This is a genomic window from Flavobacterium pallidum (assembly GCF_003097535.1).
Classification (GTDB): domain Bacteria; phylum Bacteroidota; class Bacteroidia; order Flavobacteriales; family Flavobacteriaceae; genus Flavobacterium; species Flavobacterium pallidum.
On sequence record NZ_CP029187.1, the window covers coordinates 159,911 to 184,417 of the forward strand.

Sequence of the window (24,507 nt, forward strand, 5' to 3'; positions counted from 1 at the left end):
AAAAATTTTTGGGCAGCGATTATGAATTCAGGTCTAATCCTTCGATAATCTTGTTGCTGTCCCGGTTATACTATAAATTACTAATTAGACTCTTCTTCTTTTTGGAGGCCTACATCCATTGTGCGGCATTGGGGTAACGTCGATGATTTCGGTTACTTCAATCCCACCGTTATGAATCGAACGGATAGCAGACTCACGTCCGTTACCTGGTCCTTTTACATATACTTTTACTTTTTTAAGTCCAGCTTCCAAAGCGACTTTGCTGCAATCTTCTGCGGCCATCTGGGCTGCGTAAGGAGTGTTCTTCTTAGAACCCCTGAAGCCCATTTTACCAGCTGAAGACCACGAAATCACTTCACCTTTCTTGTTGGTCAACGAAATGATGATGTTGTTGAAAGTAGCGTTGATGTGCGCTTCTCCTGTTGACTCAACAATGACTTTACGTTTTTTTGTACTTGCCTTAGCCATACTACTTATTATTTAGTTGCTTTTTTCTTGTTGGCAACAGTTTTCCTCTTACCTTTTCTTGTCCTTGAGTTATTCTTGGTCCTTTGTCCCCTTAAAGGAAGACCGGCCCTGTGACGAATACCCCTGTAGCATCCGATGTCCATCAAACGTTTGATGTTCAAAGACACTTCAGAACGAAGTTCACCTTCAATTTTGTAGTAAGATACCGCATCACGGATGGCGCCGATCTGATCGTCATTCCAGTCCTGAACTTTAATATCTTCGCTAACGTTGGCTTTTGCCAAAATCTCGCTGGCCCTGCTGCTACCGATTCCGAAGATGTAGGTAAGAGCAATAACGCCTCTTTTGTTTTTTGGGATGTCTACCCCTGCTATTCTTGCCATAATTATCCTTGTCTTTGTTTAAATCTAGGATTCTTTTTGTTGATTACGTATAATCTGCCTTTTCTGCGAACGATGACGCATTCGGCGCTTCTTTTCTTAACTGATGCTCTTACTTTCATGGTAATATGCTTTAATATCTATAAGTAATTCTTGCTTTTGACAAATCGTAAGGGCTCATTTCCAGTTTTACTTTATCACCAGGTAATAACTTGATGTAATGCATACGCATTTTTCCGGAGATGTGTGCGATTACGATGTGACCGTTTTCTAATTCCACACGGAACATAGCATTCGACAATGCTTCTATAATTGATCCGTCCTGCTCTATTGCTGATTGTTTAGCCATAAAATTAAGCTACTGCTTTTCTGTTTTTACCGCTCTTCATCAAGCTGTCGTAGTGCCTGTTCAATATATATGAGTTGATTTGCTGAATTGTATCTATCGCAACACCAACCATAATGATTAACGACGTACCTCCAAAGAACATCGCCCATTGCTGCTGTACTCCTGCATTGTGTACCAAAGCCGGGAACACGGCGATAAGTGCAAGGAATAAAGATCCGGGAAACGTTATTAAAGACATGATTTTATCCAGGTAATCCGAAGTTTCAACTCCCGGCCTGATGCCAGGGATAAATCCACTGCTTCTTTTCAGATCATCGGCCATCTTGTTAGTAGGCACGGTGATTGCAGTATAGAAATAAGTAAAGATGATGATCAGCAATGCAAATACCAGACAATACCAAAAACCGAATACGTTACTGAATTCAGCCGCAATGGACTGGGAAATGTCAGACTGTGACAATTTAGCCAAAGCAGCCGGAATGAACATAATCGCCTGTGCAAAGATGATTGGCATCACTCCGGAAGCATTCAGCTTTAAAGGAATAAATTGCCTGTTTGCACCGTTGGCATCCTGCTCGAATTCACCTGAAACGGTCCTTCTTGCGTACTGTACAGGAATTTTCCTTACGGCCATAACCAGCAATACACACGCGATGATAACCAGCAACCAAACGATGATTTCAATGACCAATAACATTGGCCCACCATTATTGTTTGTGATCGTCGAAGTGAATTCCTGTGCAAAAGCCTGAGGCATCCTGGCTAAGATTCCCACCATAATCAATAATGAGATTCCATTGCCGATTCCTTTATCAGTGATCTTTTCTCCAAGCCACATTGCAAATATCGTACCGGTCACAAGGATCGCTACAGAAATGAACAGGAAGTAGAAAGAGAAGAATTCTGCATTGAAAGCCGTTGCCGGTAATGTCTGTCTCAGGTTATAAATGTAACCAGGGCCCTGTACCAAAGTAATCGCGATGGTCAGCCAACGTGTAATCTGGTTCAGTTTCTTTCTTCCGCTTTCTCCGTCCTTCTGTAGTTTTTGCAGGTAAGGAATTGCAATTCCCATCAACTGTACTACGATCGATGCAGAGATGTAAGGCATAATACCCAAAGCAAGAATAGAAGCTTTAGAGAAAGCACCGCCTGTAAACATATCCAGGATAGACCCGATTCCGTTTTTCGTTTGTCCGGTCAGTCCGTCCAACTGCGTCGCATCAATACCTGGTAATGTAACGTGTGCACCAAAACGATACACGAGCAGCAGTCCGAGTGTAAACACGATCCTGTTCCTCAATTCGTCTATTTTCCAGACATTGGCTAAAGATTCAAAAAATTTCTTCATACTGATAGAAATTATAATGTTACCGCTTCACCACCAGCAGCTTCGATAGCAGCTTTGGCAGTAGCCGTAAATTTGTGAGCAGTTACTTTTAATTTTGCTTTCAGTTCACCTCTTCCCAATACTTTCACCATTTCATTTTTTGTAGCAAGACGGTTTGCAACAAATACTGTCATATCAACAGTATCCGTAACAATTCCATTGTCTACCAACATTTGCAATGTATCAAGATTAACACCTTCGTATTCTTTACGGTTGATGTTTTTGAAACCAAACTTAGGCACACGTCTTTGAAGTGGCATCTGACCTCCTTCAAAACCAATCTTTTTAGAGTATCCTGAACGGGACTTAGCTCCTTTGTGACCACGTGAAGCGGTACCACCTTTTCCGGAACCTTCTCCGCGACCTAACCTCTTATTCTGATTGTGGGTTGAACCCTCAGCAGGTTGTAAGTTACTTAAATTCATAAGGTAATTTATTATTTAACTTCCTCAACGGAAACTAAGTGTTTAACTTTATTGATCATCCCAAGGATTGCAGGATTTGACTCATGCTCCACAACCTGGCCCATTTTACGAAGGCCTAAAGCTTCAAGTCCTCTCTTTTGCGTAAGCGGACAGTTGATTTTGCTTCTAACTTGTTTTACTAATAATTTTGCCATAATTTCCTGTAATTATCCTTTAAATACTTTCTCTAAAGAAATACCCCTTTGTTTTGCAACGGTATGAGCACTTCTCATTTGCAGTAAAGCATCGAAAGTTGCTTTTACCACGTTATGCGGATTTGATGATCCTTGTGATTTTGACAATACGTCGTGGATACCCACCGACTCCAATACCGAACGAACGGCACCACCGGCGATAACTCCCGTACCATGCGAAGCAGGCATCAGGAACACACGCGCTCCACCAAATTTTCCTTTTTGTTCGTGTGGAACTGATTGTCCGCTCAAAGGAATTTTCACAAGATTTTTCTTTGCATCTTCCACCGCCTTAGCGATTGCCTCAGAAACGTCCTTAGATTTTCCCAATCCGTGACCTACTACTCCATTTTCATCACCTACCACTACGATTGCAGAGAAACCGAATGCACGACCCCCTTTTGTAACTTTGGTAACACGATTTACACTTACCAGACGGTCTTTAAGTTCAAGTCCGCTTGGTTTTACAGATTCTATATTTCTATTTTTCATAATAAATTAGAATTTAAGTCCAGCGGCTCTTGCGCCTTCTGCTAATGATTGAATACGACCGTGGTATAAGTAACCACCCCTGTCGAATGTAACTGTTTCGATTCCGGCCTTAAGCGCTTTTTCAGCAACAAGTTTTCCAACTTCCCCTGCAGTAGCGATATTAGTACCTTTATTTACTCCTTTTTCTCTTGAAGATGCAGCCAATAAAGTCACTCCATTCACATCATCAATGAGTTGTGCATAGATTTCCTTATTGCTCCTGAATACAGAAAGCCTTGGTTTTGCAGCAGTTCCGCTTACAATCTTTCTGATTCTGAATTTGATCCTCTGTCTTCTATCGGATTTTGTTAATGACATAATCTTTAAAATTTTTAAGCTGATTTACCTGCTTTTCTTCTTAATACTTCACCTACGAACTTAACTCCTTTTCCTTTGTACGGCTCCGGACGACGGAAACCACGGATTTTCGCGGCAACGGCACCTAAAAGCTGTTTGTCAAATGAAGTTAATTTAATGATTGGGTTTTTACCTTTCTCAGAAATGGTTTCCACTACTACCTCAGGAGCAACATCGATTACGATGTTGTGAGAGAAACCTAAAGCCAAATCTAATTTTTGACCTTGGTTTGAAGCCCTGTAACCAACACCTACCAATTCTAATTCTTTTGTAAAACCTTCAGAAACACCCACAACCATATTGCTGATCAATGCTCTGTAAAGACCGTGTTTTGCACGTTGGTCTTTTGAATCGGAAGATCTTTCTACTAAAACCTGATCTCCTTCCATCTTTATTGTAACATCAGCAAACTCTTGTATCAACTGACCTTTTTTTCCTTTTACCGTAACCATGCCGTCTTTTACTTCAACAGTAACTCCTGCAGGTACTACAACTGGGTTTTTACCTATTCTTGACATCTTCTAATCTTTTTAGTTAGTATACGTAACAGATAACCTCACCACCTACATTCAGTTGTTTCGCTTGCTTTCCGGTCATAAGGCCTTTAGAAGTGGAAACGATAGAAATACCTAATCCGTTAAGGATTCGAGGCAATTTGGCAGCACCTGCGTACTTACGTAAACCTGGTTTACTAATTCTTTGGATATCCTTGATTACAGGCTCTTTAGTATCTTTATCATACTTCAAAGCAATTTTGATGGAACCCTGAACGGTATTCTCCTCAAATTTGTAACTCAGGATGTAACCTTGATCAAATAAGATCTTGGTAATCTCTTTTTTAAGATTAGAAGCAGGGATCTCAACAACTTTGTGGTTTGCAGCCACAGCGTTACGTACCCTTGTCAAATAATCCGCGATTGGATCTGTGTACATATTTATTAAATTGCGGTCTTGGTATTCCGTCCGGACCATCCGGCAGAACCTGAAACCATTAAAACTCTATTATAAGTTAACAGACAGTTGTAAGTTGCCCGTTAAAAGCGTGCAAACTTACAACTATCTGTTGAAATATCAAAATGGTAAAAAAAAATTTACCAGCTTGCCTTTTTTACTCCTGGAATTAATCCATTATTAGCCATTTCACGGAAAGTTACACGTGAAATTCCAAATTGACGCATGTAACCCCTTGGTCTTCCAGTGAGTTTGCAACGGTTGTGCATACGAACCGGAGAAGCATTTTTTGGTAATTTCTGCAGGCCTTCATAATCTCCGGCTTCTAGTAGAGCCTTCCTTTTTTCAGCATATTTCGCTACCGTTTTTTCTCTTTTCACCTCGCGGGCTTTCATTGATTCTTTAGCCATGTCTTAATTCTTTTTAAAAGGTAAACCTAATTCAGCCAACAACGATTTTGCTTCTTTGTCTGTAGCAGCAGTCGTCACGAAAGTGATGTCCATACCAGTGATTTTGTTCACTTTATCGATATCGATTTCCGGGAAGATGATCTGCTCCAGGACACCAAGGTTGTAATTTCCTCTTCCGTCAAAGCCTGTAGCTTTGATTCCGCTGAAATCACGAACACGTGGTAAAGCTGAAGTAATCAACCTGTCAAGGAATTCATACATTCTTTCGCCACGAAGCGTTACTTTAGCACCAATCGGCATTCCTTTTCTCAGTTTGAATGACGCAACGTCTTTCTTGGAGATTGTAGAAACTGCTTTCTGACCAGTGATTTTTGTCAATTCATCTACAGCATAATCGATAAGTTTCTTGTCAGAAACAGCTGCACCAACTCCTTTACTCAAAACGATTTTTTCAAGTTTAGGAACCTGCATTACGTTTTTGTAACCGAATTCTTCTTTAAGAGCAGACACAACGCGGTCTTTATACTCTTGCTTTAGTCTTGGAATATATGCCATCACTATGCTTTATTAGCTTTCTTTGATTCTTTTTTCGCGCCTTTATCTGCTGCTTTGCCTTCTACTAAAGACAGGTTAGAGATATGGATAGGAGCTTCTTTCTTAACGATGCCGCCTTGTGGGTTTTTAGCGCTTGGCTTAGTGTGCTTGGACACCATGTTCACCCCTTCAACGATCGCTTTGTTTTTCTCAGGATACACACGCGAAACAGTTCCCGTAGTACCTTTATGGTCACCTGCAATTACTTTTACAGTGTCTCCGCTTTTTATTTTCAGCTTTATCATCTTAAAATAAATTAAAGCACTTCTGGTGCCAATGATACAATTTTCATGAATTGTTTCTCACGAAGTTCTCTCGCAACCGGACCAAAAACACGGGTTCCTCTCATTTCGCCCTGCGCGTTCAGAAGAACACATGCATTATCGTCGAAACGGATGTAAGAACCATCTGCTCTTCTCACCTCTTTTTTGGTACGTACAACAACTGCAGTTGAAACCGCTCCTTTTTTCACGTTTCCGTTTGGAGTGGCATCTTTAATAGAAACTACAATTTTATCTCCGACAGAGGCATAACGACGTTTCGTTCCACCTAATACACGAATAGTCAAAACTTCTTTTGCTCCCGTGTTGTCTGCTACTTTTAATCTTGATTCCTGTTGTACCATAATTACTTAGCTCTTTCAATGATTTCAACCAATCTCCAGCATTTTGATTTACTCAAAGGACGCGTTTCGCTGATCCTTACCGTATCTCCAATGTTGCAGTCATTTGTTTCGTCGTGTGCAACAAATTTCTTTGTTTTCAATACGAACTTACCGTATAATGGGTGTTTTACTTTAGTTACCTGCGCAACAACGATGGACTTGTCCATTTTGTTAGAGGTTACTACACCTATTCTTTCTTTTCTTAAGTTTCTTTTATCTTCCATTTTCGCAGAATTATTGTTGCTCTCTTTTGCTCAATTCAGTAGCCAGTCTTGCAACTGTTCTTCTTACACTTCTGATCTGAAGCGGATTCTCTATAGGAGAAATAGCGTGGGCCATTTTAAGATCGTTATAGGTCTTTTTAGTCTGGCTCAGTTTTTCCTGCAATTCAGCAACGGAAAGATCTTTTATCTCTTTTTGTTTCATAATAATATAAATTATGCTTCGAAATCTCTCGCAACGACGAATTTGGTCTTCACTGGTAGTTTTTGCGCAGCAAGTCTTAAAGCTTCTTTAGCTACAGACAATGGCACACCACCAACTTCAAACATAATTCTTCCTGGTTTAACAACGGCAGCCCAATATTCAACGGCTCCCTTACCTTTACCCATACGTACCTCGAGAGGTTTCTTGGTGATTGGCTTGTCCGGGAAAATTTTGATCCAAAGTTGTCCCTCCCTTTTCATGTAACGGGTTGCAGCAATACGCGCAGCCTCGATTTGACGTGAAGTAAGGAACATTCCATCTTCGTGTACAGATTTAATTCCGAACATTCCGTTAGAAAGTTCATGCCCTCTGTTGGCATTTCCTTTCATTTTACCTTTCTGTACCTTACGGTATTTTGTTCTTTTAGGCTGTAACATTTTTCTTTACTTTTTAAAAAATTACTTTCTTTTACGGTCTCCACCGCCACCTGGTTTTCTGTCTTTGTTGAAAGGCTTACGATCACCCCTTGGGCCATCGTTGCGCTTGTCACCACCACCAGTACCAGACTTTTGTTTGTCCATTCCGACAAGTGGAGAAAGATCTCTCTTTCCGTAAACTTCGCCTTTCATGATCCATACTTTGATACCCATACGACCATAAGTCGTGTGTGCTTCAGCCAAAGCATAGTCGATATCGGCTCTGAAAGTTGATAGAGGAATACGTCCTTCTTTGAAACCTTCTGAACGTGCCATCTCAGCACCGTTCAAACGTCCGGAAATCAAAACTTTGATACCTTCAGCGTTCATACGCATAGAGGCAGCAATAGCCATTTTGATTGCCCTTCTGTAAGAAATACGGCTTTCGATCTGACGGGCGATGCTGGTCGCAACCAGATAAGCATCAAGTTCAGGTCTTTTGATTTCAAAGATGTTGATTTGAACCTCTTTGTCAGTAACTTTCTTAAGTTCTTCTTTCAGCTTGTCTACCTCCTGGCCGCCTTTCCCGATGATGATACCAGGGCGTGCGGTGGTGATAGTAACGGTTACAAGCTTCAAAGTCCTCTCGATGATTACTTTTGATACACTAGCTTTAGATAAACGGGCGTGGATGTATTTCCTGATTTTGTAATCCTCAGCGATTTTATCGCCGTAGTCATTACCACCAAACCAGTTAGAGTCCCATCCTCTGATGATCCCAAGTCTGTTTCCGATTGGATTTGTCTTTTGTCCCATTTCTCTTAGTTGCTTTGTGTGTTATCTAATTGTCCGAGCACGATGGTTACGTGGTTCGAACGCTTTCTAATTCTGTGTGCTCTTCCTTGCGGCGCAGGACGAAGCCTTTTGAGCATCATACCTCCGTCTACACGGATTTCTTTCACGATCAACCCTGCTTCAGCTACGTTACCGTCAGCATTTTTCTGCTCCCAGTTATTGATTGCAGATAACAACAGTTTTTCAAGCTTGCGTGAAGCTTCTTTAGTGCTGAACCTTAAGATGTTCAACGCTCTTTCTACCTTCTGACCTCTTACCAAGTCTGCTACTAAGCGCATTTTTCTAGGTGAAGTAGGGCAGTTATTCAACTTTGCGAAAGCGATCTGCTTGTTAGCTTCTTTGATGCCTTCGGCTCTTTCTCTTTTACGAACTCCCATTGCTTCTTATTTTTTACCTTTATTTTTTGCTCCAGCATGACCACGGAATGATCTTGTCGGCGAAAATTCTCCTAATTTATGACCTACCATGTTTTCTGTTACGTAAACTGGTACAAACTGACGACCGTTGTGTACAGCGATCGTTTGGCCTACGAAGTCAGGCGTAATCATAGAAGCGCGAGACCATGTCTTTACTACTCCTTTATTGCCTTTTTCAATGTTTTCCTGAACTTTTTTATCCAACTTATAGTGAACAAAAGGGCCTTTTTTTAATGAACGTGCCATATCTTAATTATTTCTTTCTACGTTCTACGATATACTTATTACTCGGGTTCTGCTTAGCACGCGTCCTGTAACCTTTAGCTGGCAATCCTTTTCTTGAACGTGGATGTCCACCTGAAGAGCGTCCTTCCCCACCACCCATCGGGTGATCGACAGGGTTCATCGCTACCGGTCTTGTTCTTGGCCTTCTGCCCAACCATCTTGACCTACCGGCTTTACCGGAAACGATCAACTGGTGGTCAGAGTTGGAAACTGCTCCAATAGTTGCTGAACAAGTCAACAAGATCAATCTTGTTTCTCCTGAAGGCATCTTGATGGTAGCATATTTTCCGTCCCTTGCCATCAATTGCGCAAATGTTCCTGCAGAACGAGCGATAACAGCTCCCTGACCTGGACGTAATTCAATACATGAAATTACAGTTCCCAATGGAATTTTGCTCAATGGCAATGTATTACCGATTTCTGGTTGCGCTTCAGCACCAGAAACTAATTTCTGACCTACCTGCAATCCGTTTTGGGCAATAATATAAGTTTTCTCACCATCGGCGTAAGCCAATAAAGCGATGAACGCAGTTCTGTTTGGATCGTACTCGATTGATTTCACTGTAGCCGGGATTCCGTCTTTAGTTCTTTTGAAATCGATAATACGATAACGCTGCTTGTGACCACCACCCGTATAACGCATGGTCATCTTTCCTTGACTATTTCTACCTCCTGAGTTTTTTATCGGTGCGATCAATGAACGCTCCGGCTTATCAGTCGTAATAGCGTCAAAACTATTTACAACTCTAAATCGCTGACCCGGGGTAATAGGTTTTAATTTTCTAACTGACATAATGCTGCCTTAATGTTTAGATATTATTGTAAAAATCTATTGTTTCTCCTTCTTGTACTTGTACGATTGCTTTCTTGAAGGCATTCGTCTTTCCACTGATCATACCACTTTTAGTGTATTTTGTACTTCTGTCCGGACGAACGTTCATGGTATTCACACTAACAATCGTTACGCCATAAGCAGCTTCAACAGCTTTCTTAATTTGTACTTTGTTGGCTTTTTTGTCAACCACGAAACCGAACTGGTTCAAAACCTCACCTTGTTTGGTTACTTTTTCAGTTACTATGGGCTTAATTATGATGCTCATATCCCTATTATTTGCTTAAATTTTCTTCAATTCCTTCTAAAGAACCTTCCAAAAGCACAATATTATTTGCGTTAAGGATTGCGTAAGTACTTAATTCTGAGCTACTTACAACGTTAGAAGCCTTTAAATTGCGTGACGACAAATATACATTTTTATTTGCATCACCCAACACGAACAATGATTTTTTGTTTTCTAACCCTAAAGATTTCAATACGTTAATGAAATTTTTAGTGTTTGGAGTGTCAAAATTGAAGTCTTCCAAAACGATCAGGTTCGATTCCTGAACTTTCAAAGAGAAAGCAGATTTTCTTGCCAGACGCTTCAAAGATTTGTTCAATTTGAAAGAGTAGCTTCTTGGCCTTGGGCCGAAAATCGTACCACCACCTTTGAATAATGGGTTTTTAATAGAACCCGCACGTGCAGTTCCCGTACCTTTTTGTTTCTTGATCTTACGAGTAGATCCGGTAACCTCTGCACGTTCTTTCGCCTTGTGCGTTCCCTGCCTTTGGTTAGCCAGATACTGTTTTACGTCAAGGTAAACAGCATGCTTGTTTGGCTCAATTCCAAAAACGTCATCAGAAAGCTGTACTTTTCTTCCAGTTTCCTTACCGCTGATATTTAAAACGTTTACTTCCATTACTTCTGAATGATTACATAAGAGTTGTTGTGTCCCGGAACAGCACCTTTAACCAAAATAAGGTTCTTGTCTGCCAAAACTTTCAATACTCTAAGGTTTTGTACTTTAACATTATCTCCACCCATTCGTCCAGCCATACGCATTCCTTTGAATACGCGTGACGGATAAGATGAAGCTCCCACAGAACCAGGTGCCCTCAAACGGTTGTGCTGACCGTGAGTTGCTTGTCCAACACCACCAAAACCGTGACGTTTTACAACACCCTGGAAACCTTTACCTTTGCTAACGCCCTGCACGTCCACAAACTCACCTTCTTCAAAAATAGTCACGTTGATCACGTCACCTAATTTTTGCTCCGTTGCGAAATCCTGGAATTCAACGACTTTTTTCTTAGCAACAGTTCCAGCCTTTTTGAAGTGGCCGATAGCCGCTTGCGTGGAATGTTTTTCAGTTTTGTCATCGAAACCAAGCTGCAACGCTTCATACCCGTCAACACCTTTGGTTCTGACTTGGGTAACAACGCATGGTCCAGCTTCGATCACGGTACAAGGGATGTTTTTCCCGTTCTCGTCGAAGATGCTGGTCATGCCGATTTTTCTACCAATTAACCCAGACATATTAAATATTTATAAATTACTAAATTTGAGAACAGCACATACTGCTCCCATTCGAGCGTGCAAAAGTATAACATTTATTTGTTTATGCAAACTATTGATTCTCCTTTTTTTAAGATTTTTTTTAAACTGTCAAAAAAATACCAAAAGCCGCCCAAATTAGAGCTACTTTTCAATTTCTTCTAGAAGAATAAAAAAATCCGCCGGAAGAAATTTCCGACGGATTTATAATTAAGAAGCTGCAGATACTTATACTTTGATCTCTACTTCAACTCCGCTTGGCAACTCTAATTTCATTAGGGCATCAATGGTTTTTGAAGACGAAGAGTAAATATCAATTAGCCTTTTGTAAGACATTACTTCGAACTGCTCTCTCGCTTTCTTGTTTACGTGCGGAGAACGAAGTACTGTAAAAAGTTTTTTGTGGGTCGGCAACGGAATTGGACCAGTTACCACTGCACCTGTACTTTTTACTGTTTTTACGATCTTCTCGGAAGATTTATCAACCAACATGTGATCGTAAGATTTCAATTTTATTCTGATTTTTTGACTCATTTTCTTTAGAATTAAGCGTTACCTTTTGCTTTTTTGATTACAGCTTCCGAAATGTTGGCTGGTGTCTCAGCGTAGTGTGAAAACTCCATGGTAGAAGTTGCACGTCCTGAAGATAATGTCCTTAATGTAGTTACATAACCGAACATTTCAGAAAGCGGCACATCAGCCTTGATGGTTTTCGCACCATTCCTGTCACCCATGTCATTCACCTGGCCGCGACGACGGTTGATATCACCTACGATATCCCCCATGTTCTCTTCCGGTGTAATAACTTCCATTTTCATGATAGGCTCCAGAACAATCGCACCGGCAGCTTTTGCCACTTCTTTGTAACCAAGCTTTGCAGCCAATTCAAAAGAAAGTGCATCAGAATCCACAGGGTGGAAAGATCCGTCCAAAAGCGTTACTTTCAGACTGTCTACCTGATAACCTGCCAAAGGACCTGTTTTCATCGCTTCACGGAAACCTTTCTCTACAGAAGGGATGTATTCTTTTGGAACGTTACCACCTTTTACGGCATTAACAAACTGCAATCCTACAGGCACTTTACCGTCTACTTCATCAGCTGGCTCAAGAGTAAACACGATATCACCGAATTTACCACGACCACCCGATTGTTTTTTGTAAGTTTCCCTGTGTGTAGCAGATTTTGTAAATGCTTCTTTATATTCAACCTGAGGTTCGCCCTGGTTTACTTCTACTTTAAACTCACGCTTCATACGATCCACAAGGATGTCAAGGTGAAGCTCACCCATTCCTGAAATGATCGTTTGGCCTGAAGCCTCGTCTGTACGTACCGTAAATGTCGGATCCTCTTCAGCCAATTTAGCCAAAGCCATACCCATCTTATCTACGTCAGCCTTGGTTTTTGGCTCGATCGCGATACCAATTACCGGAGCAGGGAATTTCATAGATTCCAGGATGATAGGATTTTTCTCGTCACACATCGTGTCACCAGTCTTGATATCCTTAAATCCAACAGCCGCACCAATATCACCAGCCTCGATGTACTCGATCGGGTTTTGCTTGTTGGCGTGCATCTGGTAAATCCTTGAAATACGCTCTTTGTTACCTGAACGTGTGTTCAGAATATAAGAACCTGCATCCAAACGTCCTGAGTAAGCACGGAAGAAAGCCAGACGACCTACGAATGGGTCAGTAGCAATCTTAAATGCCAAAGCAGCGAACGGCTCCTTTACATCCGGACGACGCAAGATCTTGGTTTGGTCTTCTTCCAACAAATCAGCATCATCAGGATGGATTCCTTCGATACCTTCTTTATCCAATGGAGAAGGCAAATATTTACAAACTGCATCCAGCATGAACTGCACTCCTTTGTTTTTGAAAGAAGAACCGGCAATCATCGGGATGATGGCCATATCCATAGTAGCAGCACGCAATGCATTGTTGATCTCTTCTTCAGTGATAGAATCCGGATCTTCCATGTATTTATCAAGCAGGTTCTCATCGTAATCAGCAACTGCTTCGATAAGGATATCCCTGTACTCTTTTACTTCATCCACCATATCAGCAGGAATCGGCACGATATCGAAAGTAGCGCCCTGGGTTTCATCATGCCATACGATAGCCTGATTCTTTACCAAGTCAACTACACCTTTAAAGTCTAATTCTTCACCGATTGGAAGAGTGATCGCTACAGCGTTTGATTTCAACATATCACGAACCTGTTGGCAAACCCCAAGGAAGTTTGACCCCTGACGGTCCATTTTATTCACGAATCCCATACGCGGCACACGGTACTGGTCAGCAAGCCTCCAGTTCGTCTCTGATTGCGGCTCAACACCATCAACAGCAGAAAACAGGAAAACAAGACCATCCAATACACGAAGTGAACGGTTTACCTCTACGGTAAAATCCACGTGCCCCGGGGTATCGATAATGTTAAAGTGATAAGATTGTGAGCTTGGGATTAATTTACCCTGCTCAGTCGGGAAATTCCACTCGCATGTCGTAGCAGCCGAAGTGATCGTGATACCACGCTCCTGCTCCTGCGCCATCCAGTCCATTGTTGCAGCACCATCATGCACTTCACCAATTTTGTGTGATTTTCCGGTATAAAAAAGGATACGCTCTGTCGTTGTCGTTTTACCGGCATCAATGTGAGCAGCAATTCCAATATTTCTTGTGAATTTTAAATCTCTTGCCATTTCTTATGATTAAAATCTAAAGTGAGAGAATGCTTTGTTTGCTTCAGCCATCTTATGAGTATCCATACGTTTCTTAACGGCAGCACCTTCTTCTTTAGCAGCTGCTAAAACTTCAGAGGCCAAACGTTGCGCCATGGATTTCTCATTTCTTCTACGAGCGTAAAGGATCATCCATTTCATTGCCATGGAGATTTTACGGTCTGGGCGAATTTGCATCGGGATTTGGAATGTCGCTCCACCCACACGACGCGAACGTACTTCTACGTGCGGCATCACATTAGTTAAGGCATCTTTCCAGATTTCCAGTGATGATTTTTCAGCATCCTGTTTCTTAGCCTCTACGATGTCAATCGCGTCGTAAAACACTTTGAATGCTGTTGATTTCTTTCCGTCCCACATTAAGTTGTTCACAAAACGGGTTACCAGTTGGTCATTAAACCTCGGATCTGGTAAAAGGGGTCTTTTTTTGGCCGCTCTTTTTCTCATGTCTTTTTCTTAAAAGTTTAAATTACTTTTTAGCTTCTTTAGGGCGTTTTGCTCCGTACTTAGATCTTCTTTGCGTTCTTCCTGCAACACCTGACGTATCAAGTGCACCACGAACGATGTGATACCTAACTCCAGGCAAATCTTTTACCCTTCCACCCCTAACTAATACTATCGAGTGCTCTTGAAGGTTGTGTCCTTCACCAGGGATGTAAGCGTTTACTTCATTACCGTTAGTCAAACGTACACGCGCTACTTTACGCATCGCAGAGTTTGGCTTTTTAGGTGTAGTGGTGTAAACACGCGTACAAACCCCTCTTCTCTGAGGACAAGAATCCAAAGCTACCGATTTACTCTTCTTAGTTATCTGGGTTCTTCCAGTTCTTACTAATTGTTGAATTGTTGGCATAATTAAATACTAAAAATTTCTTGTTTATAAAATTCCCGCTTTTTACGGGGTTGCAAATGTAGTGATAATTTTAAACGAAACAAATCTTAAAACATTAATTTTCAATACAATTATCCAACACCGTAATTTTTACAACAAATAAGCGTTTTTTTGAGTTATTTTTATCCGAAAATCAAATCGCTTTGAAACGTTTCCTTTTGCTGTTTTTTATTTTTTTTGCTTCCGCAGATGGGATCGCGCAGCAACTGACCTTGAAGATTTCAGGCGGAAATGATATTGAAAACCGGATCATCGATTCGGTTTCCTATAAGAAAAAGCATGCGGACCTTAAGTCTGTCAAAAATGCTGTCACTCAATTTTCGGAAACGCTGACAAAAATCGGTTTCCTTGAAAATACCATTATCGCTTCAGAAAAACACAGCGACACGATTTACAATTACGCCGCTTCTTTAGGCCAAAAAACAAAATCGATATTCCTCTCGATTCCCGTCGGGCTACAAAATGAAATCGCAATCGACAGTAAATCCGGAATCGCAGAAGTCGGCATCACTTCTGCGGAAGCGTTTTTAAAAAACATCACGTCACAACTGGAAAACCGAGGCTTTGCTCTGGCAAAAATCAAACTGGACAACTTCAGGAAAAATGGCAACAACCTTTATGCAGACCTTATAGTGGATTTCGGGACGAAAAGACAACTCAATGATATCGTCATCAAAGGCTACGAAAAATTCCCCGAAGGCCATCTGGCGAACATCAAAAGGCAATACCGCAAAAAAACGTTTTCACAACAAAACCTGAAAAGGATTTATGACGACTTTGAGAAATTCCGTTTTGTAAAGCAGACCAAATACCCTGAAATCCTTTTCACGAAAGACACCACGAAAGTGTATGCCTACCTTGAAAAAGCGAAACCGAGCAAGTTTGAAGGTTTCATAGGCTTTTCAAACAATGAGCAAAGCAATGTGAAGCTTAACGGCTATCTTGACCTTTTGCTGGTCAATATCCTGAATTCCGGCGAGGAACTTTCCTTATATTGGAAAAGCGACGGCGAAGACCAGAAAACGTTCAACCTCGGACTGGAACTGCCTTATATCTTCAAATCACGGCTCGGGCTGAAGACTTCCCTGAACATCTTCAAGCAGGACAGCACGTTCCAGAATACAAGGACAGCGATAGACCTTGGCTATTTTTTCGATTACAACAAACGACTGTATTTAGGCTACCAGTCCGCCGAATCAAGTGACATACAAAATCAAAACACAGCTTCCATCAGCGATTATGAAAACGCTTTCATCACCGCTGATTTTGAATACCGTGGTTTCAAAACCGGCGATTTCCTTTTCCCTGAACAAACAAGGCTCAGCCTCAAAGCAGGAAGCGGATCACGCAGATCGAAACTCAATGCTGACAGCCAGGCATTCATCAGTCTCGATGCATTCCATAATTTTTACCTGGACGAAAAAAACATCTTTCATATCAGGACGCAAAATTATTACCTCAAAAGCACACATTACATCATTAATGAATTGTACAGGTTTGGCGGCATCAACTCGGTAAGAGGATTTAACGAAAACAGCCTGCAGGGAAACACGTTGCTGACTATATTAACGGAATACCGATTTCGCATTACGCAAAGCTTATACCTGCACAGCATCACCGATTATGGATATTTTGAAGACAGTGCTGCTAAAAATAATGGCACTTTGTTCGGTTTTGGGTTTGGCTTCGGGCTTTTGACAAAGAACGGCCTGCTTAATCTTGTTTACGCAAATGGCAATGCTAATCATCAGGAAATCAAACTTTCAAACTCCATTGTACACATAAGTTTTAAGACAAATTTTTAAAGATTGTTGTTAAATAGTGCAGTTCTTTAAACAAACACTTGGATTGTTAACGAATTTTTAAGATATTTGGTTATAACTAAATCAAATTAATAAATATGAAACCTAGATTAACAAATTACTTTGCAGTACTTTTTGTGCTGTTTGTGCAATTTGCATTTGCACAGGAAAGGACGGTTAGCGGGACTGTTTCAGACAATAGTGGCTTACCGCTTCCTGGGGTAAGCATTGTTGTTAAGGGAACGCAAACCGGTACCCAGACCGATTTTGATGGTAAATTCTCCATCCAGGCAACACCTTCAACCGTATTGGTGTTCAGTTTTATCGGCATGAAGACACAGGAAGTTACTGCATCTTCCACAAGCCTGAGTGTAAAAATGGTTGAAGATGCCGTTGAACTCGAAGGCGTTGTAGTGACGGCTTTCGGAATTAAGAGAAATCCTAAAGACTTAGGATATTCGGTCAGCAGTGTAAAGGCTGCGGACCTTACTGAAAATTCGGAGCCGGATTTGGTGAGGTCCCTTAATGGAAAAGTTCCTGGTGTAAACGTTAATGTTTCCAGTGGTGTTGCGGGAGCTGCAAACCAGATTACGATCAGGGGTATTTCTACCTTCGGCAATAGCCAGCCATTGATTGTGGTAGACGGGGTTACGTTCAGCAATAATGAAATCACTACCTCGAGCCAGGTCACAGGCGGCGGTGGATATGAGTCAGCCTTATCCAGTTTGGACCCGAATGACATCGCTTCTGTTAACGTGCTTAAAAGTGCTGCGGCATCTGCTTTGTACGGTTCAAGGGCTTCGAATGGAGTAATTGTCATTACGACAAAATCAGGTTCACCAAAATCGAAGCTGGATAAAAAACTAAGTGTCAATGTCGGCACAGGCACCTATTTTGAAACTATCGCGAATCTTCCTGAGTATCAAAATAAATATGGAGCCGGTTCTAATTTTAATTATGGCGCAGCATCAAACGGTTCGTGGGGGCCAAGTTTTGAATCCCTTACCACAATCCCGACCTGGGCAAATCTTCTCGAAGCTTTTCCTGAGTTAGGGCCAACTCAGCCGTATGTTGCCCATCCAAATAACGTGAAAGATTTATTCCGTACCGGAACTGTTTTGGAAAACACGTTAGGATTAAATTATTCAGGTCAGGATGGGAGCTTCAACCTTACTATTTCAGATTTAAATCAGGATGGTTATATCCCATACAATACTTATGACAGGACCTCGGTTTCTACAGGAGGTAATTTCAAACTTCCAAACGGACTTACCGTGGGTGGAAATATGAGCTATTCAAAAACGACGCAGATTGGCGGTTTCTTTGGAGAAAATCAATTTGACGGATCCTCGTCTTCTTTCGCCAGAACCTTATATTTAGCAAGGAACTGGGATTTTAATCTGCCTTACGAAGACCCGGTAACAGGACAGTCTGTAATACCTAATTCAGGTTATGACCATCCATTATGGTCATGGAAACATGACAGGATTATAACAAACACCAACAGGACTGTGATCGGCGGTAATTTGTCTTATAATTTTAATGACCATATTTCTGCATCGTATCGTCTTGGATATAATAAATATGACCTGGATCGTCTTGAAATCAGGGATAAATATTCAAGAGCTGATGGTGGTGTGGGAACATTGCTTTCAGACCGTTTCACTAATACCGATATAGAATCCACATTATTATTCAACTTTAACTATAAGTTAAATGCAGATTTTGGATTGGAAGCCATCGTCGGAAGTAATATATTAGATACGCAATCCTCGAGGATTTCGTTTCAGGGGAAAGAAATGATTCTTCCAAACATTTACAATCTGAAAAACACCAAGAATATTGCCGATCTGCTTGATGAAGGCACCAGGAAGCGTAATGCAGGGGTTTTTGCAGATGTCACATTTTCGTTCAGGGATTACCTTTTCCTGAATGCTACAGGAAGAAACGAATGGAGTTCAGTATTGCCGAAGGATAACAATTCTTACTTCTACCCTTCTGTGAGTACTTCGTTAATCCTGACCGACGCGTTAAAAATGAATAGCAAGGTTTTAACTTTTGCAAAACTTAGGGCTGCCTACGCAAAAGTCTCTAAAGACACGGATCCAGAATTTTTGAACATCGTTTATTCATTGGGTCAGGCATATCATGCCCAACCGGTTATCAGCAATAATACGCAATTGGGCGACCAGCAAATCACCCCAGAATTTTCGAATGAATTTGAATTTGGTACAGACCTCGAGTTTTACAACCGAAGAATCGCCTTGGATTTAAGTATATACAGCAAAAAGACTACAGACCTGATCAACCAGGTGAACGTGCCTATAACCAGCGGTTACCAGACATATACTACCAATGCAGGCGACATGACTAACAAAGGGGTGGAAATTGGCTTAACACTCGTGCCAGTGCAGACACAAAGCTTTAAGTGGTCCGTCCTGACTAACTTTACAAAAAACAAAAATGAGGTTACCAAAATTTTTGCAGGCATCAGTAAATTACAGCTAGACCCTAACGAGATAGGATATGCAATGGTAGGCCAGCCATTCGGTGTATTTTACGGTACAAGGTTTGCACGTGATGCGAATGGCAATTATCTTATAGACCCTTCAACCGGAGGAATACTTGCCGATCCGGAACTGGGTGTAATCGGCGATCCGACACCGGATTTTAAAATGAACTTCATTAATACTTTTACCTATAAAGGATTCACTTTAAAAGCGCAGGTAGACTGGAGAAAAGGTGGCGATATCAGTTCAACTACAATTGAATCGTTGCTGGGCCGCGGTGTTACAAGAGATACTGAAGACAGGGAGCACACATTTATTATCCCAGGCTACTATGGAAATCCTGACGGAACTCCAATGCTAGATGGCAACCAGCAACAAATCCCAAACACCTCACAACTTACCATGAATGAGCTTTATTTCTCACCTGGAAGCAGCAACACTTTTGCAATCAACAGTGTTGATGAAGCGGATATTTATGACGGAACGGTAATCAGGTTAAGGGAAATAAGCTTAACTTATGATGTCCCTAAGAAATTGCTTGAGAAAACTCCGTTTGGAGGCATTAGCTTCAGCTTGATGGGCAGCAACCTTTGGTACAATGCTCCGAATGTTCCAAAGTATACGAATTATGACCCTGAAACAACAAGCTACGGCTCATCGAGGCTTCAGGGAATTGAAGTTACTGCAGCGCCAACAGCCAAAAGATATGGCTTTAAACTTAATTTAACTTTTTAAAAAAAAATATATGAAAATTTCAAAGAAAATATATCGCAACAAAAGTAAGATCTTTCTTTTGGCGGGCACATTGGCTTTTCTGAGTTGCCAGGATTATCTTGACGTAGATACCGATAAGGACAACTCCACCGATGCACCATTAAGCTTACTGTTGACCAATATTGAAGTAAGTGTTGATAATACAACCGACTTCCTTAATTACACCGGGGATATACTGCAGGTATATACACACCAAATGGTTGTAAGGGAAGAACAGGATCAATATGGGACAAAGGTCAATAACATTAATGTCCTTAATGAATGGAATAACACTTATCTGACACTTACAAACATTGAATCCCTTATAAACCAGGCAACTGAATCAGGAGATATGGTATATGTGGGGATCGCGCAGTTGCAAAAAGCATACCTAATGTCTGTTGCAGTTGATTTATGGGGAGATGTACCATTCACCGAAGCGACACAATTGGCAAGCGGAGGAATTATCAGTCCGAAGTTTGACGATCAGACTGAAATTTATGCTGCCATCATGCAACTTATTGACACCGGTAAGGCGAACGTTGCGTCGGATACCGGAATCCAGAAACCATCTGATGATGATTTGTTTTACGGCGGCGACATTGACAAGTGGGTGAAATTTGCAAATACATTCAAGTTAAAGTTATACAATCAGACAAGATTATCTCCTAATTTCGACCAGACCGGCTTTGATGCATTAATAACCGGAGGTAATTTCTTTACATCAAACGATGACGATTTCCAGTTCAATCATTACAATGCATTATCGCCATCTGATGAGAGAAATAAATTTTTCCTTGAATCATACAACAGCACACAATTCTCAACTTACATGAGTCCTTGGTTTTATGAAATCCTTAAAGGTGTAAATCCAAACATACACTTTGGAAATCAGGATCCAAGAATTCCGTACTATTTCTTTAATCAACTTGAAGACGGACAGCTGCCTATCGACCTTGGAGACCCTGTAACCGGCAATCCAAAAGCGGATTACTGGGATGCTTCATCAGGGTTCTTTACCATTCGATTTGGAAGTATCGGCCCATATAGGGATTTCAGCACAGAAAATTCATACACTTATCCTGGAATCTTTCCAACAGGCGGCCGTTATGATGATAATCAGGGAGGAAATATCAACGCCATGATGAGTGGTACTCCAGGAGCTCCTGCAAAGCCTACCGGAATCGCACCACACAGGATACTGACTTATGCAGAGTTCCTTTATATTCAGGCTGAATTAATACATGTAGGGAAACTTACAGGCAACGAAACCACAAAACTTCGTGATGCCATGGAAGCTAGTTTTGATAAAGTTGACGAGGTTGTCATAGCGAACAATGCGCCACAAGACATTCCGCTGTTTACGGACGCTGCGATGGTTCCTGTCAAAACAGCCTTCATTGATGGTGTTATCAACGAATTCAATGCGGCTTCAGAAGCAAAAAAATTAGAAATTATCATGACCCAAAAATGGGTAGCTACATTTGGAGATCCTTTCGATCAATACAATGATTACAGAAGGACCGGATATCCTATACTGGCAAATCCAAACAGCCCAACTCAGGAATACCAGTTAAATAATGGTGATGCTTTCCCGCTGTTAGATTCTCAGACTGTACTTAATAATCCTTACCCGCTGTCTTTCTATTGGCCACAAAGTGAATTGGAGGTTAATTCAAATGCTCCGACACAAAAAGTGACGCTGGGAGAATACAGGATATTCTGGGACATTAATTAAAAAAAAGTAATTATGAAAAATATTAAATTAATATTCGCCTTACTCGCAATGATATTGCTGGTTCCGTCATGCGAAAATGATGGAGGGGATTCAGTAATCAAAACTCAGAATGGCACTGTTCCTGATATCCAAAAAATACAGGCATCTGACCAGGTAATCAACTTTGTCTCGATTAATAACGGCGGAGATGTAAATCTGCAATTCACAGTTGATATCGGATTAGGGGAGGAGAATTTCCAGTCAATGGATGTAGTCCTTTTCTATATCAAAGGTGATGGTACAATCAACAAATTCGTACTAGATCAGGATGTAACGTCATTTCCTAAAACGTATACCTTGACACTTGCAGATATTTTAGCAGATTTTGCTGATGTAAATGCAGTCAGTGATATCACGATTCAGGACCAGTTGATTGTTTCGACTGAAATTACGCTTAAAGATGGCACACTGATTAAAATGACTAATGATGATGGTAGTGCAAATTATGCGCCTAATATCGCCAGTTCATCACTTTATTCGGTAATCCAGACTTATGATGTTTCGTGCCCAATCGATGACGCGTCAAACTTTAGCGGAAACTATAAAGCCGTAAGCGATGCATGGGCAGACTATGCAGCCGGCGATGACATTCCTTTGGAATATCATCCAGAGGACGGCCAATATACTTTTAGGATCTTGAGCACGAACAATCCTTACTTAATCAATTATGATACAAGTTATATTCTTGTAACAATTGATCCGGCTACCGGAAAAGTAACGGCTGTTTCTAATGAGGACTTCAACTATGGTCCTGGAAGTGAATACGCAGTTACCGGAACCGGTGATGTAAAATCATGTACTGGTGCTGTTACCCTTGATTTATTATTCTCCGGAAACGGTCCATATAAACTCGTGATCGAAAAGGAATAAAACCAAAATCTGTAAATATAGCCGTCACCTAAAAGTGGCGGCTTTTTTATTTATATCTTTGCCGCATGGAAAAAGAACAACAGATTTTTGGGATCAGGGCCATCATTGAAGCGATTACAGCTAAAAAGGAAATAGATAAAGTATTCATTCAGAAAGATGCTGCAGGCGAACTGATGAAGGACCTGATGAAGGTCATGAAACGCAATAACATTAATTTTTCCTATGTCCCGGTTGAAAAACTGAACCGCCTTACCGCAAACAACCACCAGGGAGCAGTCGCTTCCATATCGCCGGTGAGTTTCTACGACCTGGAATCTTTAACCGAAAAGGTTGTGGCTACAGGAAAAATGCCATTATTGCTCATTTTGGATCAAATTTCAGATGCACGGAATTTCGGGGCTATTATCCGTACCGCGGAATGTACGGGCGTTGACGGCATCATCGTCCAGAAAGCCGGCTCGGCTCCTGTAAACGGCGACACTGTTAAAACTTCGGCCGGAGCCGTTTTCAATGTTCCTATATGCAAAGTCGAACACATTAAGGATGCCATCTTCTACCTCCAGGGTTCAGGCATAAAAATCGTAGCGGCCACTGAAAAAACGGAGCAAAACCTGTATGCCGTCAATTTGAATGAACCTCTGGCAATTATTATGGGTTCTGAAGATCGCGGCATCAACCCTTCAGTATTGAAAATCGTTGAAGAAAAAGCCAAACTTCCAATGTTCGGGAGCATTGGTTCCCTTAATGTATCTGTCGCCTGTGGGGCATTCCTTTATGAAGTAGTGCGCCAACGCAGTTAATCCTCTTGCGGATTGTCTTCATTCCTTTCCGGAATAAAATTATAAACAAACGTATATCCTGGAAAAATCTCAGGCTCAGGCTCAGGCGGTGGTGGCGGATTTACAAAGTTTCCGTTTTCATCAAAACGCTGCATGAATTTATCTTCCGAAGAATCATAGCCCGGCTTTTCCCAGTCATAACGGATTTCTTTCTGGTAATCAGGGGTTTTATATAGCAGGGAGAATGCAAAGCCCGTAATCAATCCGCTAAGATGCCCTTCCCATGAGATGGCCTCATCGACCCCGGGAAAAACGAACCATATTAAGCCTCCATAGATCACCACAACCATCATTGAAAGTGCTACAAGACGATAATAACCGGTCCGGATCCCTTTAAAGAAAATAAAACTGACCAACACATAAATCAATGAACTCGCACCAATATGATATGCATCACGGGCAATAATCCAGGTCAAAATTCCTGAAAATAAAATGCCATAGCCCAAAACCTTAAAGGTAACTTCACGGTAAAAAAAACGCAACGCTGCCAACAAGATGAACAATGGGATGGAATTATTGAAAAGGTGGCTGATATCACCATGAAGGAACGGACTGAAAATAATTCCCCGCAAGCCTTCTAATGTGCGCGGATAAATTCCGTATTCGCGAAGATGCAACCCGAATCGGGCATTGGCCCAAAACACGGTCCACAACAACAGTACTGAAAACACAGGCAGTGCTATTACGGACAGGGAAAATTTAAAATAATTGTCTTTCATCGTTATTGGAATGGTTGTTTCGGTGGTATCAAACATTTGCCCAAAGCACAATTGATGCTAATTTGTCAGTTATCACGACAAATCA

The 24,507-nt window shown here is 41.2% G+C and carries 35 protein-coding genes; 5 read left to right on the plus strand and 30 right to left on the minus strand.

The features are described 5' to 3' along the window. Positions 1-84: 84 nt before the first annotated feature. The 29 genes from rpsK to rpsL form a co-directional block, all read right to left on the minus strand. Positions 85-468: a 30S ribosomal protein S11 gene (rpsK, locus tag HYN49_RS00505; protein ID WP_023574076.1), complete on the minus strand. Its 384-nt coding sequence runs from the start codon at positions 466-468 to the stop codon at positions 85-87. Positions 469-476: 8 nt separating this feature from the next. Next, positions 477-851 carry a 30S ribosomal protein S13 gene (gene rpsM, locus HYN49_RS00510; RefSeq protein ID WP_108902299.1) on the minus strand — a complete coding sequence of 125 codons (375 nt, stop codon included), beginning with the start codon at positions 849-851 and terminating at the stop codon, positions 477-479. Positions 852-853: 2 nt separating this feature from the next. Then, positions 854-970, minus strand: coding sequence for a type B 50S ribosomal protein L36 (gene ykgO / locus HYN49_RS00515; RefSeq protein ID WP_084139925.1), 117 nt, complete (start codon positions 968-970; stop codon positions 854-856). Positions 971-981: 11 nt separating this feature from the next. Beyond that, positions 982-1,197, minus strand: coding sequence for a translation initiation factor IF-1 (gene infA, locus HYN49_RS00520; RefSeq protein ID WP_007136545.1), 216 nt, complete (start codon positions 1,195-1,197; stop codon positions 982-984). A gap of 4 nt (positions 1,198-1,201) precedes the next feature. Then, positions 1,202-2,545, minus strand: a complete 1,344-nt coding sequence (gene secY, locus HYN49_RS00525; RefSeq protein ID WP_108902300.1) for a preprotein translocase subunit SecY — start codon at positions 2,543-2,545, stop codon at positions 1,202-1,204. An 11-nt stretch (positions 2,546-2,556) separates the two neighbouring features. After that, positions 2,557-3,009 carry a 50S ribosomal protein L15 gene (rplO, locus tag HYN49_RS00530; RefSeq protein ID WP_108902301.1) on the minus strand — a complete coding sequence of 151 codons (453 nt, stop codon included), beginning with the start codon at positions 3,007-3,009 and terminating at the stop codon, positions 2,557-2,559. 11 nt (positions 3,010-3,020) lie between these two features. Further along, positions 3,021-3,203 (minus strand): 50S ribosomal protein L30, encoded by a 183-nt coding sequence (rpmD, locus tag HYN49_RS00535; protein WP_108902302.1) that lies wholly within the window; start codon positions 3,201-3,203, stop codon positions 3,021-3,023. Between the two features lie 12 nt (positions 3,204-3,215). After that, positions 3,216-3,734 (minus strand): 30S ribosomal protein S5, encoded by a 519-nt coding sequence (gene rpsE, locus HYN49_RS00540; RefSeq protein ID WP_108902303.1) that lies wholly within the window; start codon positions 3,732-3,734, stop codon positions 3,216-3,218. A gap of 6 nt (positions 3,735-3,740) precedes the next feature. Beyond that, positions 3,741-4,091: a 50S ribosomal protein L18 gene (gene rplR, locus HYN49_RS00545; protein ID WP_108902304.1), complete on the minus strand. Its 351-nt coding sequence runs from the start codon at positions 4,089-4,091 to the stop codon at positions 3,741-3,743. Between the two features lie 14 nt (positions 4,092-4,105). Further along, a complete protein-coding gene (rplF, locus tag HYN49_RS00550) occupies positions 4,106-4,648 on the minus strand; it encodes a 50S ribosomal protein L6 (protein ID WP_108902305.1) in 543 nt (180 codons plus the stop codon). 16 nt (positions 4,649-4,664) lie between these two features. Next, positions 4,665-5,063 carry a 30S ribosomal protein S8 gene (gene rpsH, locus HYN49_RS00555; protein ID WP_108904893.1) on the minus strand — a complete coding sequence of 133 codons (399 nt, stop codon included), beginning with the start codon at positions 5,061-5,063 and terminating at the stop codon, positions 4,665-4,667. Positions 5,064-5,221: 158 nt separating this feature from the next. Continuing rightward, complete coding sequence (gene rpsN / locus HYN49_RS00560) at positions 5,222-5,491, minus strand: 30S ribosomal protein S14 (protein WP_108902306.1); 270 nt, start codon at positions 5,489-5,491, stop codon at positions 5,222-5,224. 3 nt (positions 5,492-5,494) lie between these two features. Then, on the minus strand, positions 5,495-6,046 hold the full coding sequence (gene rplE / locus HYN49_RS00565) for a 50S ribosomal protein L5 (RefSeq protein WP_108369286.1): 552 nt from the start codon (positions 6,044-6,046) through the stop codon (positions 5,495-5,497). 2 nt (positions 6,047-6,048) lie between these two features. After that, positions 6,049-6,330, minus strand: coding sequence for a 50S ribosomal protein L24 (rplX, locus tag HYN49_RS00570; protein ID WP_108902307.1), 282 nt, complete (start codon positions 6,328-6,330; stop codon positions 6,049-6,051). A gap of 11 nt (positions 6,331-6,341) precedes the next feature. Continuing rightward, positions 6,342-6,710, minus strand: a complete 369-nt coding sequence (gene rplN, locus HYN49_RS00575) for a 50S ribosomal protein L14 (protein WP_108369288.1) — start codon at positions 6,708-6,710, stop codon at positions 6,342-6,344. Between the two features lie 2 nt (positions 6,711-6,712). Next, positions 6,713-6,973, minus strand: a complete 261-nt coding sequence (gene rpsQ, locus HYN49_RS00580) for a 30S ribosomal protein S17 (protein WP_108902308.1) — start codon at positions 6,971-6,973, stop codon at positions 6,713-6,715. Positions 6,974-6,983: 10 nt separating this feature from the next. Further along, the gene (gene rpmC, locus HYN49_RS00585) at positions 6,984-7,175 is read right to left on the minus strand and encodes a 50S ribosomal protein L29 (protein ID WP_108902309.1); all 192 of its coding nucleotides are present in this window, start codon (positions 7,173-7,175) and stop codon (positions 6,984-6,986) included. 11 nt (positions 7,176-7,186) lie between these two features. Further along, complete coding sequence (gene rplP / locus HYN49_RS00590; RefSeq protein ID WP_108902310.1) at positions 7,187-7,612, minus strand: 50S ribosomal protein L16; 426 nt, start codon at positions 7,610-7,612, stop codon at positions 7,187-7,189. Between the two features lie 21 nt (positions 7,613-7,633). Beyond that, positions 7,634-8,407, minus strand: a complete 774-nt coding sequence (rpsC, locus tag HYN49_RS00595) for a 30S ribosomal protein S3 (protein ID WP_108902311.1) — start codon at positions 8,405-8,407, stop codon at positions 7,634-7,636. Positions 8,408-8,412: 5 nt separating this feature from the next. After that, entirely contained in the window at positions 8,413-8,823 is a 411-nt protein-coding gene (rplV, locus tag HYN49_RS00600) for a 50S ribosomal protein L22 (protein ID WP_108369293.1), read from the minus strand. 6 nt (positions 8,824-8,829) lie between these two features. Further along, positions 8,830-9,108 (minus strand): 30S ribosomal protein S19, encoded by a 279-nt coding sequence (gene rpsS / locus HYN49_RS00605; RefSeq protein WP_014085019.1) that lies wholly within the window; start codon positions 9,106-9,108, stop codon positions 8,830-8,832. Between the two features lie 7 nt (positions 9,109-9,115). After that, positions 9,116-9,940, minus strand: a complete 825-nt coding sequence (rplB, locus tag HYN49_RS00610) for a 50S ribosomal protein L2 (protein ID WP_108902312.1) — start codon at positions 9,938-9,940, stop codon at positions 9,116-9,118. Positions 9,941-9,956: 16 nt separating this feature from the next. Next, positions 9,957-10,247, minus strand: a complete 291-nt coding sequence (gene rplW / locus HYN49_RS00615; RefSeq protein WP_108369295.1) for a 50S ribosomal protein L23 — start codon at positions 10,245-10,247, stop codon at positions 9,957-9,959. Between the two features lie 7 nt (positions 10,248-10,254). Next, positions 10,255-10,884, minus strand: coding sequence for a 50S ribosomal protein L4 (gene rplD, locus HYN49_RS00620; RefSeq protein ID WP_108902313.1), 630 nt, complete (start codon positions 10,882-10,884; stop codon positions 10,255-10,257). Next, positions 10,884-11,501 carry a 50S ribosomal protein L3 gene (rplC, locus tag HYN49_RS00625; RefSeq protein WP_108902314.1) on the minus strand — a complete coding sequence of 206 codons (618 nt, stop codon included), beginning with the start codon at positions 11,499-11,501 and terminating at the stop codon, positions 10,884-10,886. Before rplC ends, rplD begins: the two co-directional genes overlap by 1 nt. A gap of 246 nt (positions 11,502-11,747) precedes the next feature. Then, on the minus strand, positions 11,748-12,053 hold the full coding sequence (gene rpsJ / locus HYN49_RS00630; protein ID WP_091141407.1) for a 30S ribosomal protein S10: 306 nt from the start codon (positions 12,051-12,053) through the stop codon (positions 11,748-11,750). Between the two features lie 11 nt (positions 12,054-12,064). Beyond that, complete coding sequence (gene fusA / locus HYN49_RS00635; RefSeq protein WP_108902315.1) at positions 12,065-14,221, minus strand: elongation factor G; 2,157 nt, start codon at positions 14,219-14,221, stop codon at positions 12,065-12,067. Between the two features lie 9 nt (positions 14,222-14,230). Next, positions 14,231-14,707 carry a 30S ribosomal protein S7 gene (gene rpsG, locus HYN49_RS00640; RefSeq protein ID WP_108902316.1) on the minus strand — a complete coding sequence of 159 codons (477 nt, stop codon included), beginning with the start codon at positions 14,705-14,707 and terminating at the stop codon, positions 14,231-14,233. Between the two features lie 22 nt (positions 14,708-14,729). After that, positions 14,730-15,113 (minus strand): 30S ribosomal protein S12, encoded by a 384-nt coding sequence (gene rpsL / locus HYN49_RS00645; RefSeq protein ID WP_007136570.1) that lies wholly within the window; start codon positions 15,111-15,113, stop codon positions 14,730-14,732. A 182-nt stretch (positions 15,114-15,295) separates the two neighbouring features. Between rpsL and HYN49_RS00650 the strand changes: the two genes are divergently transcribed. The 5 genes from HYN49_RS00650 to rlmB all read left to right on the plus strand — a co-directional run bounded on the left by HYN49_RS00650 (position 15,296) and on the right by rlmB (position 23,664). Further along, a complete protein-coding gene (locus HYN49_RS00650; protein ID WP_108902317.1) occupies positions 15,296-16,957 on the plus strand; it encodes a BamA/TamA family outer membrane protein in 1,662 nt (553 codons plus the stop codon). A 95-nt stretch (positions 16,958-17,052) separates the two neighbouring features. Then, the gene (locus tag HYN49_RS00655; RefSeq protein ID WP_108902318.1) at positions 17,053-20,199 is read left to right on the plus strand and encodes a SusC/RagA family TonB-linked outer membrane protein; all 3,147 of its coding nucleotides are present in this window, start codon (positions 17,053-17,055) and stop codon (positions 20,197-20,199) included. 10 nt (positions 20,200-20,209) lie between these two features. Beyond that, positions 20,210-21,955, plus strand: a complete 1,746-nt coding sequence (locus tag HYN49_RS00660) for a SusD/RagB family nutrient-binding outer membrane lipoprotein (protein ID WP_108902319.1) — start codon at positions 20,210-20,212, stop codon at positions 21,953-21,955. A gap of 12 nt (positions 21,956-21,967) precedes the next feature. Then, complete coding sequence (locus HYN49_RS00665; protein ID WP_108902320.1) at positions 21,968-22,864, plus strand: hypothetical protein; 897 nt, start codon at positions 21,968-21,970, stop codon at positions 22,862-22,864. A 65-nt stretch (positions 22,865-22,929) separates the two neighbouring features. Then, positions 22,930-23,664 (plus strand): 23S rRNA (guanosine(2251)-2'-O)-methyltransferase RlmB, encoded by a 735-nt coding sequence (rlmB, locus tag HYN49_RS00670; RefSeq protein ID WP_108902321.1) that lies wholly within the window; start codon positions 22,930-22,932, stop codon positions 23,662-23,664. Here the strand turns inward: rlmB and HYN49_RS00675 are convergent. After that, entirely contained in the window at positions 23,661-24,458 is a 798-nt protein-coding gene (locus HYN49_RS00675) for a rhomboid family intramembrane serine protease (RefSeq protein WP_394336398.1), read from the minus strand. The two genes, rlmB and HYN49_RS00675, sit on opposite strands and share 4 nt — an antisense overlap. Positions 24,459-24,507: the final 49 nt, after the last annotated feature.

Excerpts from the sequence above, each read along its gene's own strand:
- rpsJ (WP_091141407.1), bottom strand. The coding sequence starts at position 12,053 with ATGAGTCAAAAAATCAGAATAAAATTGAAATCTTACGATCACATGTTG.
- rpsH (WP_108904893.1), bottom strand. The coding sequence starts at position 5,063 with ATGTACACAGATCCAATCGCGGATTATTTGACAAGGGTACGTAACGCT.
- rplB (WP_108902312.1), bottom strand. The coding sequence starts at position 9,940 with ATGTCAGTTAGAAAATTAAAACCTATTACCCCGGGTCAGCGATTTAGA.
- rpsM (WP_108902299.1), bottom strand. The coding sequence starts at position 851 with ATGGCAAGAATAGCAGGGGTAGACATCCCAAAAAACAAAAGAGGCGTT.
- rpsE (WP_108902303.1), bottom strand. The coding sequence starts at position 3,734 with ATGAAAAATAGAAATATAGAATCTGTAAAACCAAGCGGACTTGAACTT.
- rplX (WP_108902307.1), bottom strand. The coding sequence starts at position 6,330 with ATGATAAAGCTGAAAATAAAAAGCGGAGACACTGTAAAAGTAATTGCA.
- rpmD (WP_108902302.1), bottom strand. The coding sequence starts at position 3,203 with ATGGCAAAATTATTAGTAAAACAAGTTAGAAGCAAAATCAACTGTCCG.
- HYN49_RS00675 (WP_394336398.1), bottom strand. The coding sequence starts at position 24,458 with ATGTTTGATACCACCGAAACAACCATTCCAATAACGATGAAAGACAAT.
- rpmC (WP_108902309.1), bottom strand. The coding sequence starts at position 7,175 with ATGAAACAAAAAGAGATAAAAGATCTTTCCGTTGCTGAATTGCAGGAA.
- rplC (WP_108902314.1), bottom strand. The coding sequence starts at position 11,501 with ATGTCTGGGTTAATTGGTAGAAAAATCGGCATGACCAGCATCTTCGAC.
- rpsQ (WP_108902308.1), bottom strand. The coding sequence starts at position 6,973 with ATGGAAGATAAAAGAAACTTAAGAAAAGAAAGAATAGGTGTAGTAACC.
- rpsG (WP_108902316.1), bottom strand. The coding sequence starts at position 14,707 with ATGAGAAAAAGAGCGGCCAAAAAAAGACCCCTTTTACCAGATCCGAGG.
- rplV (WP_108369293.1), bottom strand. The coding sequence starts at position 8,823 with ATGGGAGTTCGTAAAAGAGAAAGAGCCGAAGGCATCAAAGAAGCTAAC.
- secY (WP_108902300.1), bottom strand. The coding sequence starts at position 2,545 with ATGAAGAAATTTTTTGAATCTTTAGCCAATGTCTGGAAAATAGACGAA.
- rplD (WP_108902313.1), bottom strand. The coding sequence starts at position 10,884 with ATGGAAGTAAACGTTTTAAATATCAGCGGTAAGGAAACTGGAAGAAAA.
- rlmB (WP_108902321.1), top strand. The coding sequence starts at position 22,930 with ATGGAAAAAGAACAACAGATTTTTGGGATCAGGGCCATCATTGAAGCG.
- rplR (WP_108902304.1), bottom strand. The coding sequence starts at position 4,091 with ATGTCATTAACAAAATCCGATAGAAGACAGAGGATCAAATTCAGAATC.
- rplN (WP_108369288.1), bottom strand. The coding sequence starts at position 6,710 with ATGGTACAACAGGAATCAAGATTAAAAGTAGCAGACAACACGGGAGCA.
- rpsK (WP_023574076.1), bottom strand. The coding sequence starts at position 468 with ATGGCTAAGGCAAGTACAAAAAAACGTAAAGTCATTGTTGAGTCAACA.
- ykgO (WP_084139925.1), bottom strand. The coding sequence starts at position 970 with ATGAAAGTAAGAGCATCAGTTAAGAAAAGAAGCGCCGAATGCGTCATC.
- rpsS (WP_014085019.1), bottom strand. The coding sequence starts at position 9,108 with ATGGCACGTTCATTAAAAAAAGGCCCTTTTGTTCACTATAAGTTGGAT.
- HYN49_RS00660 (WP_108902319.1), top strand. The coding sequence starts at position 20,210 with ATGAAAATTTCAAAGAAAATATATCGCAACAAAAGTAAGATCTTTCTT.
- infA (WP_007136545.1), bottom strand. The coding sequence starts at position 1,197 with ATGGCTAAACAATCAGCAATAGAGCAGGACGGATCAATTATAGAAGCA.
- rplE (WP_108369286.1), bottom strand. The coding sequence starts at position 6,046 with ATGGCATATATTCCAAGACTAAAGCAAGAGTATAAAGACCGCGTTGTG.
- rplO (WP_108902301.1), bottom strand. The coding sequence starts at position 3,009 with ATGAATTTAAGTAACTTACAACCTGCTGAGGGTTCAACCCACAATCAG.
- rplW (WP_108369295.1), bottom strand. The coding sequence starts at position 10,247 with ATGAGCATCATAATTAAGCCCATAGTAACTGAAAAAGTAACCAAACAA.
- HYN49_RS00665 (WP_108902320.1), top strand. The coding sequence starts at position 21,968 with ATGAAAAATATTAAATTAATATTCGCCTTACTCGCAATGATATTGCTG.
- rpsC (WP_108902311.1), bottom strand. The coding sequence starts at position 8,407 with ATGGGACAAAAGACAAATCCAATCGGAAACAGACTTGGGATCATCAGA.
- rpsL (WP_007136570.1), bottom strand. The coding sequence starts at position 15,113 with ATGCCAACAATTCAACAATTAGTAAGAACTGGAAGAACCCAGATAACT.
- rplP (WP_108902310.1), bottom strand. The coding sequence starts at position 7,612 with ATGTTACAGCCTAAAAGAACAAAATACCGTAAGGTACAGAAAGGTAAA.
- rpsN (WP_108902306.1), bottom strand. The coding sequence starts at position 5,491 with ATGGCTAAAGAATCAATGAAAGCCCGCGAGGTGAAAAGAGAAAAAACG.
- rplF (WP_108902305.1), bottom strand. The coding sequence starts at position 4,648 with ATGTCAAGAATAGGTAAAAACCCAGTTGTAGTACCTGCAGGAGTTACT.
- HYN49_RS00655 (WP_108902318.1), top strand. The coding sequence starts at position 17,053 with ATGAAACCTAGATTAACAAATTACTTTGCAGTACTTTTTGTGCTGTTT.
- fusA (WP_108902315.1), bottom strand. The coding sequence starts at position 14,221 with ATGGCAAGAGATTTAAAATTCACAAGAAATATTGGAATTGCTGCTCAC.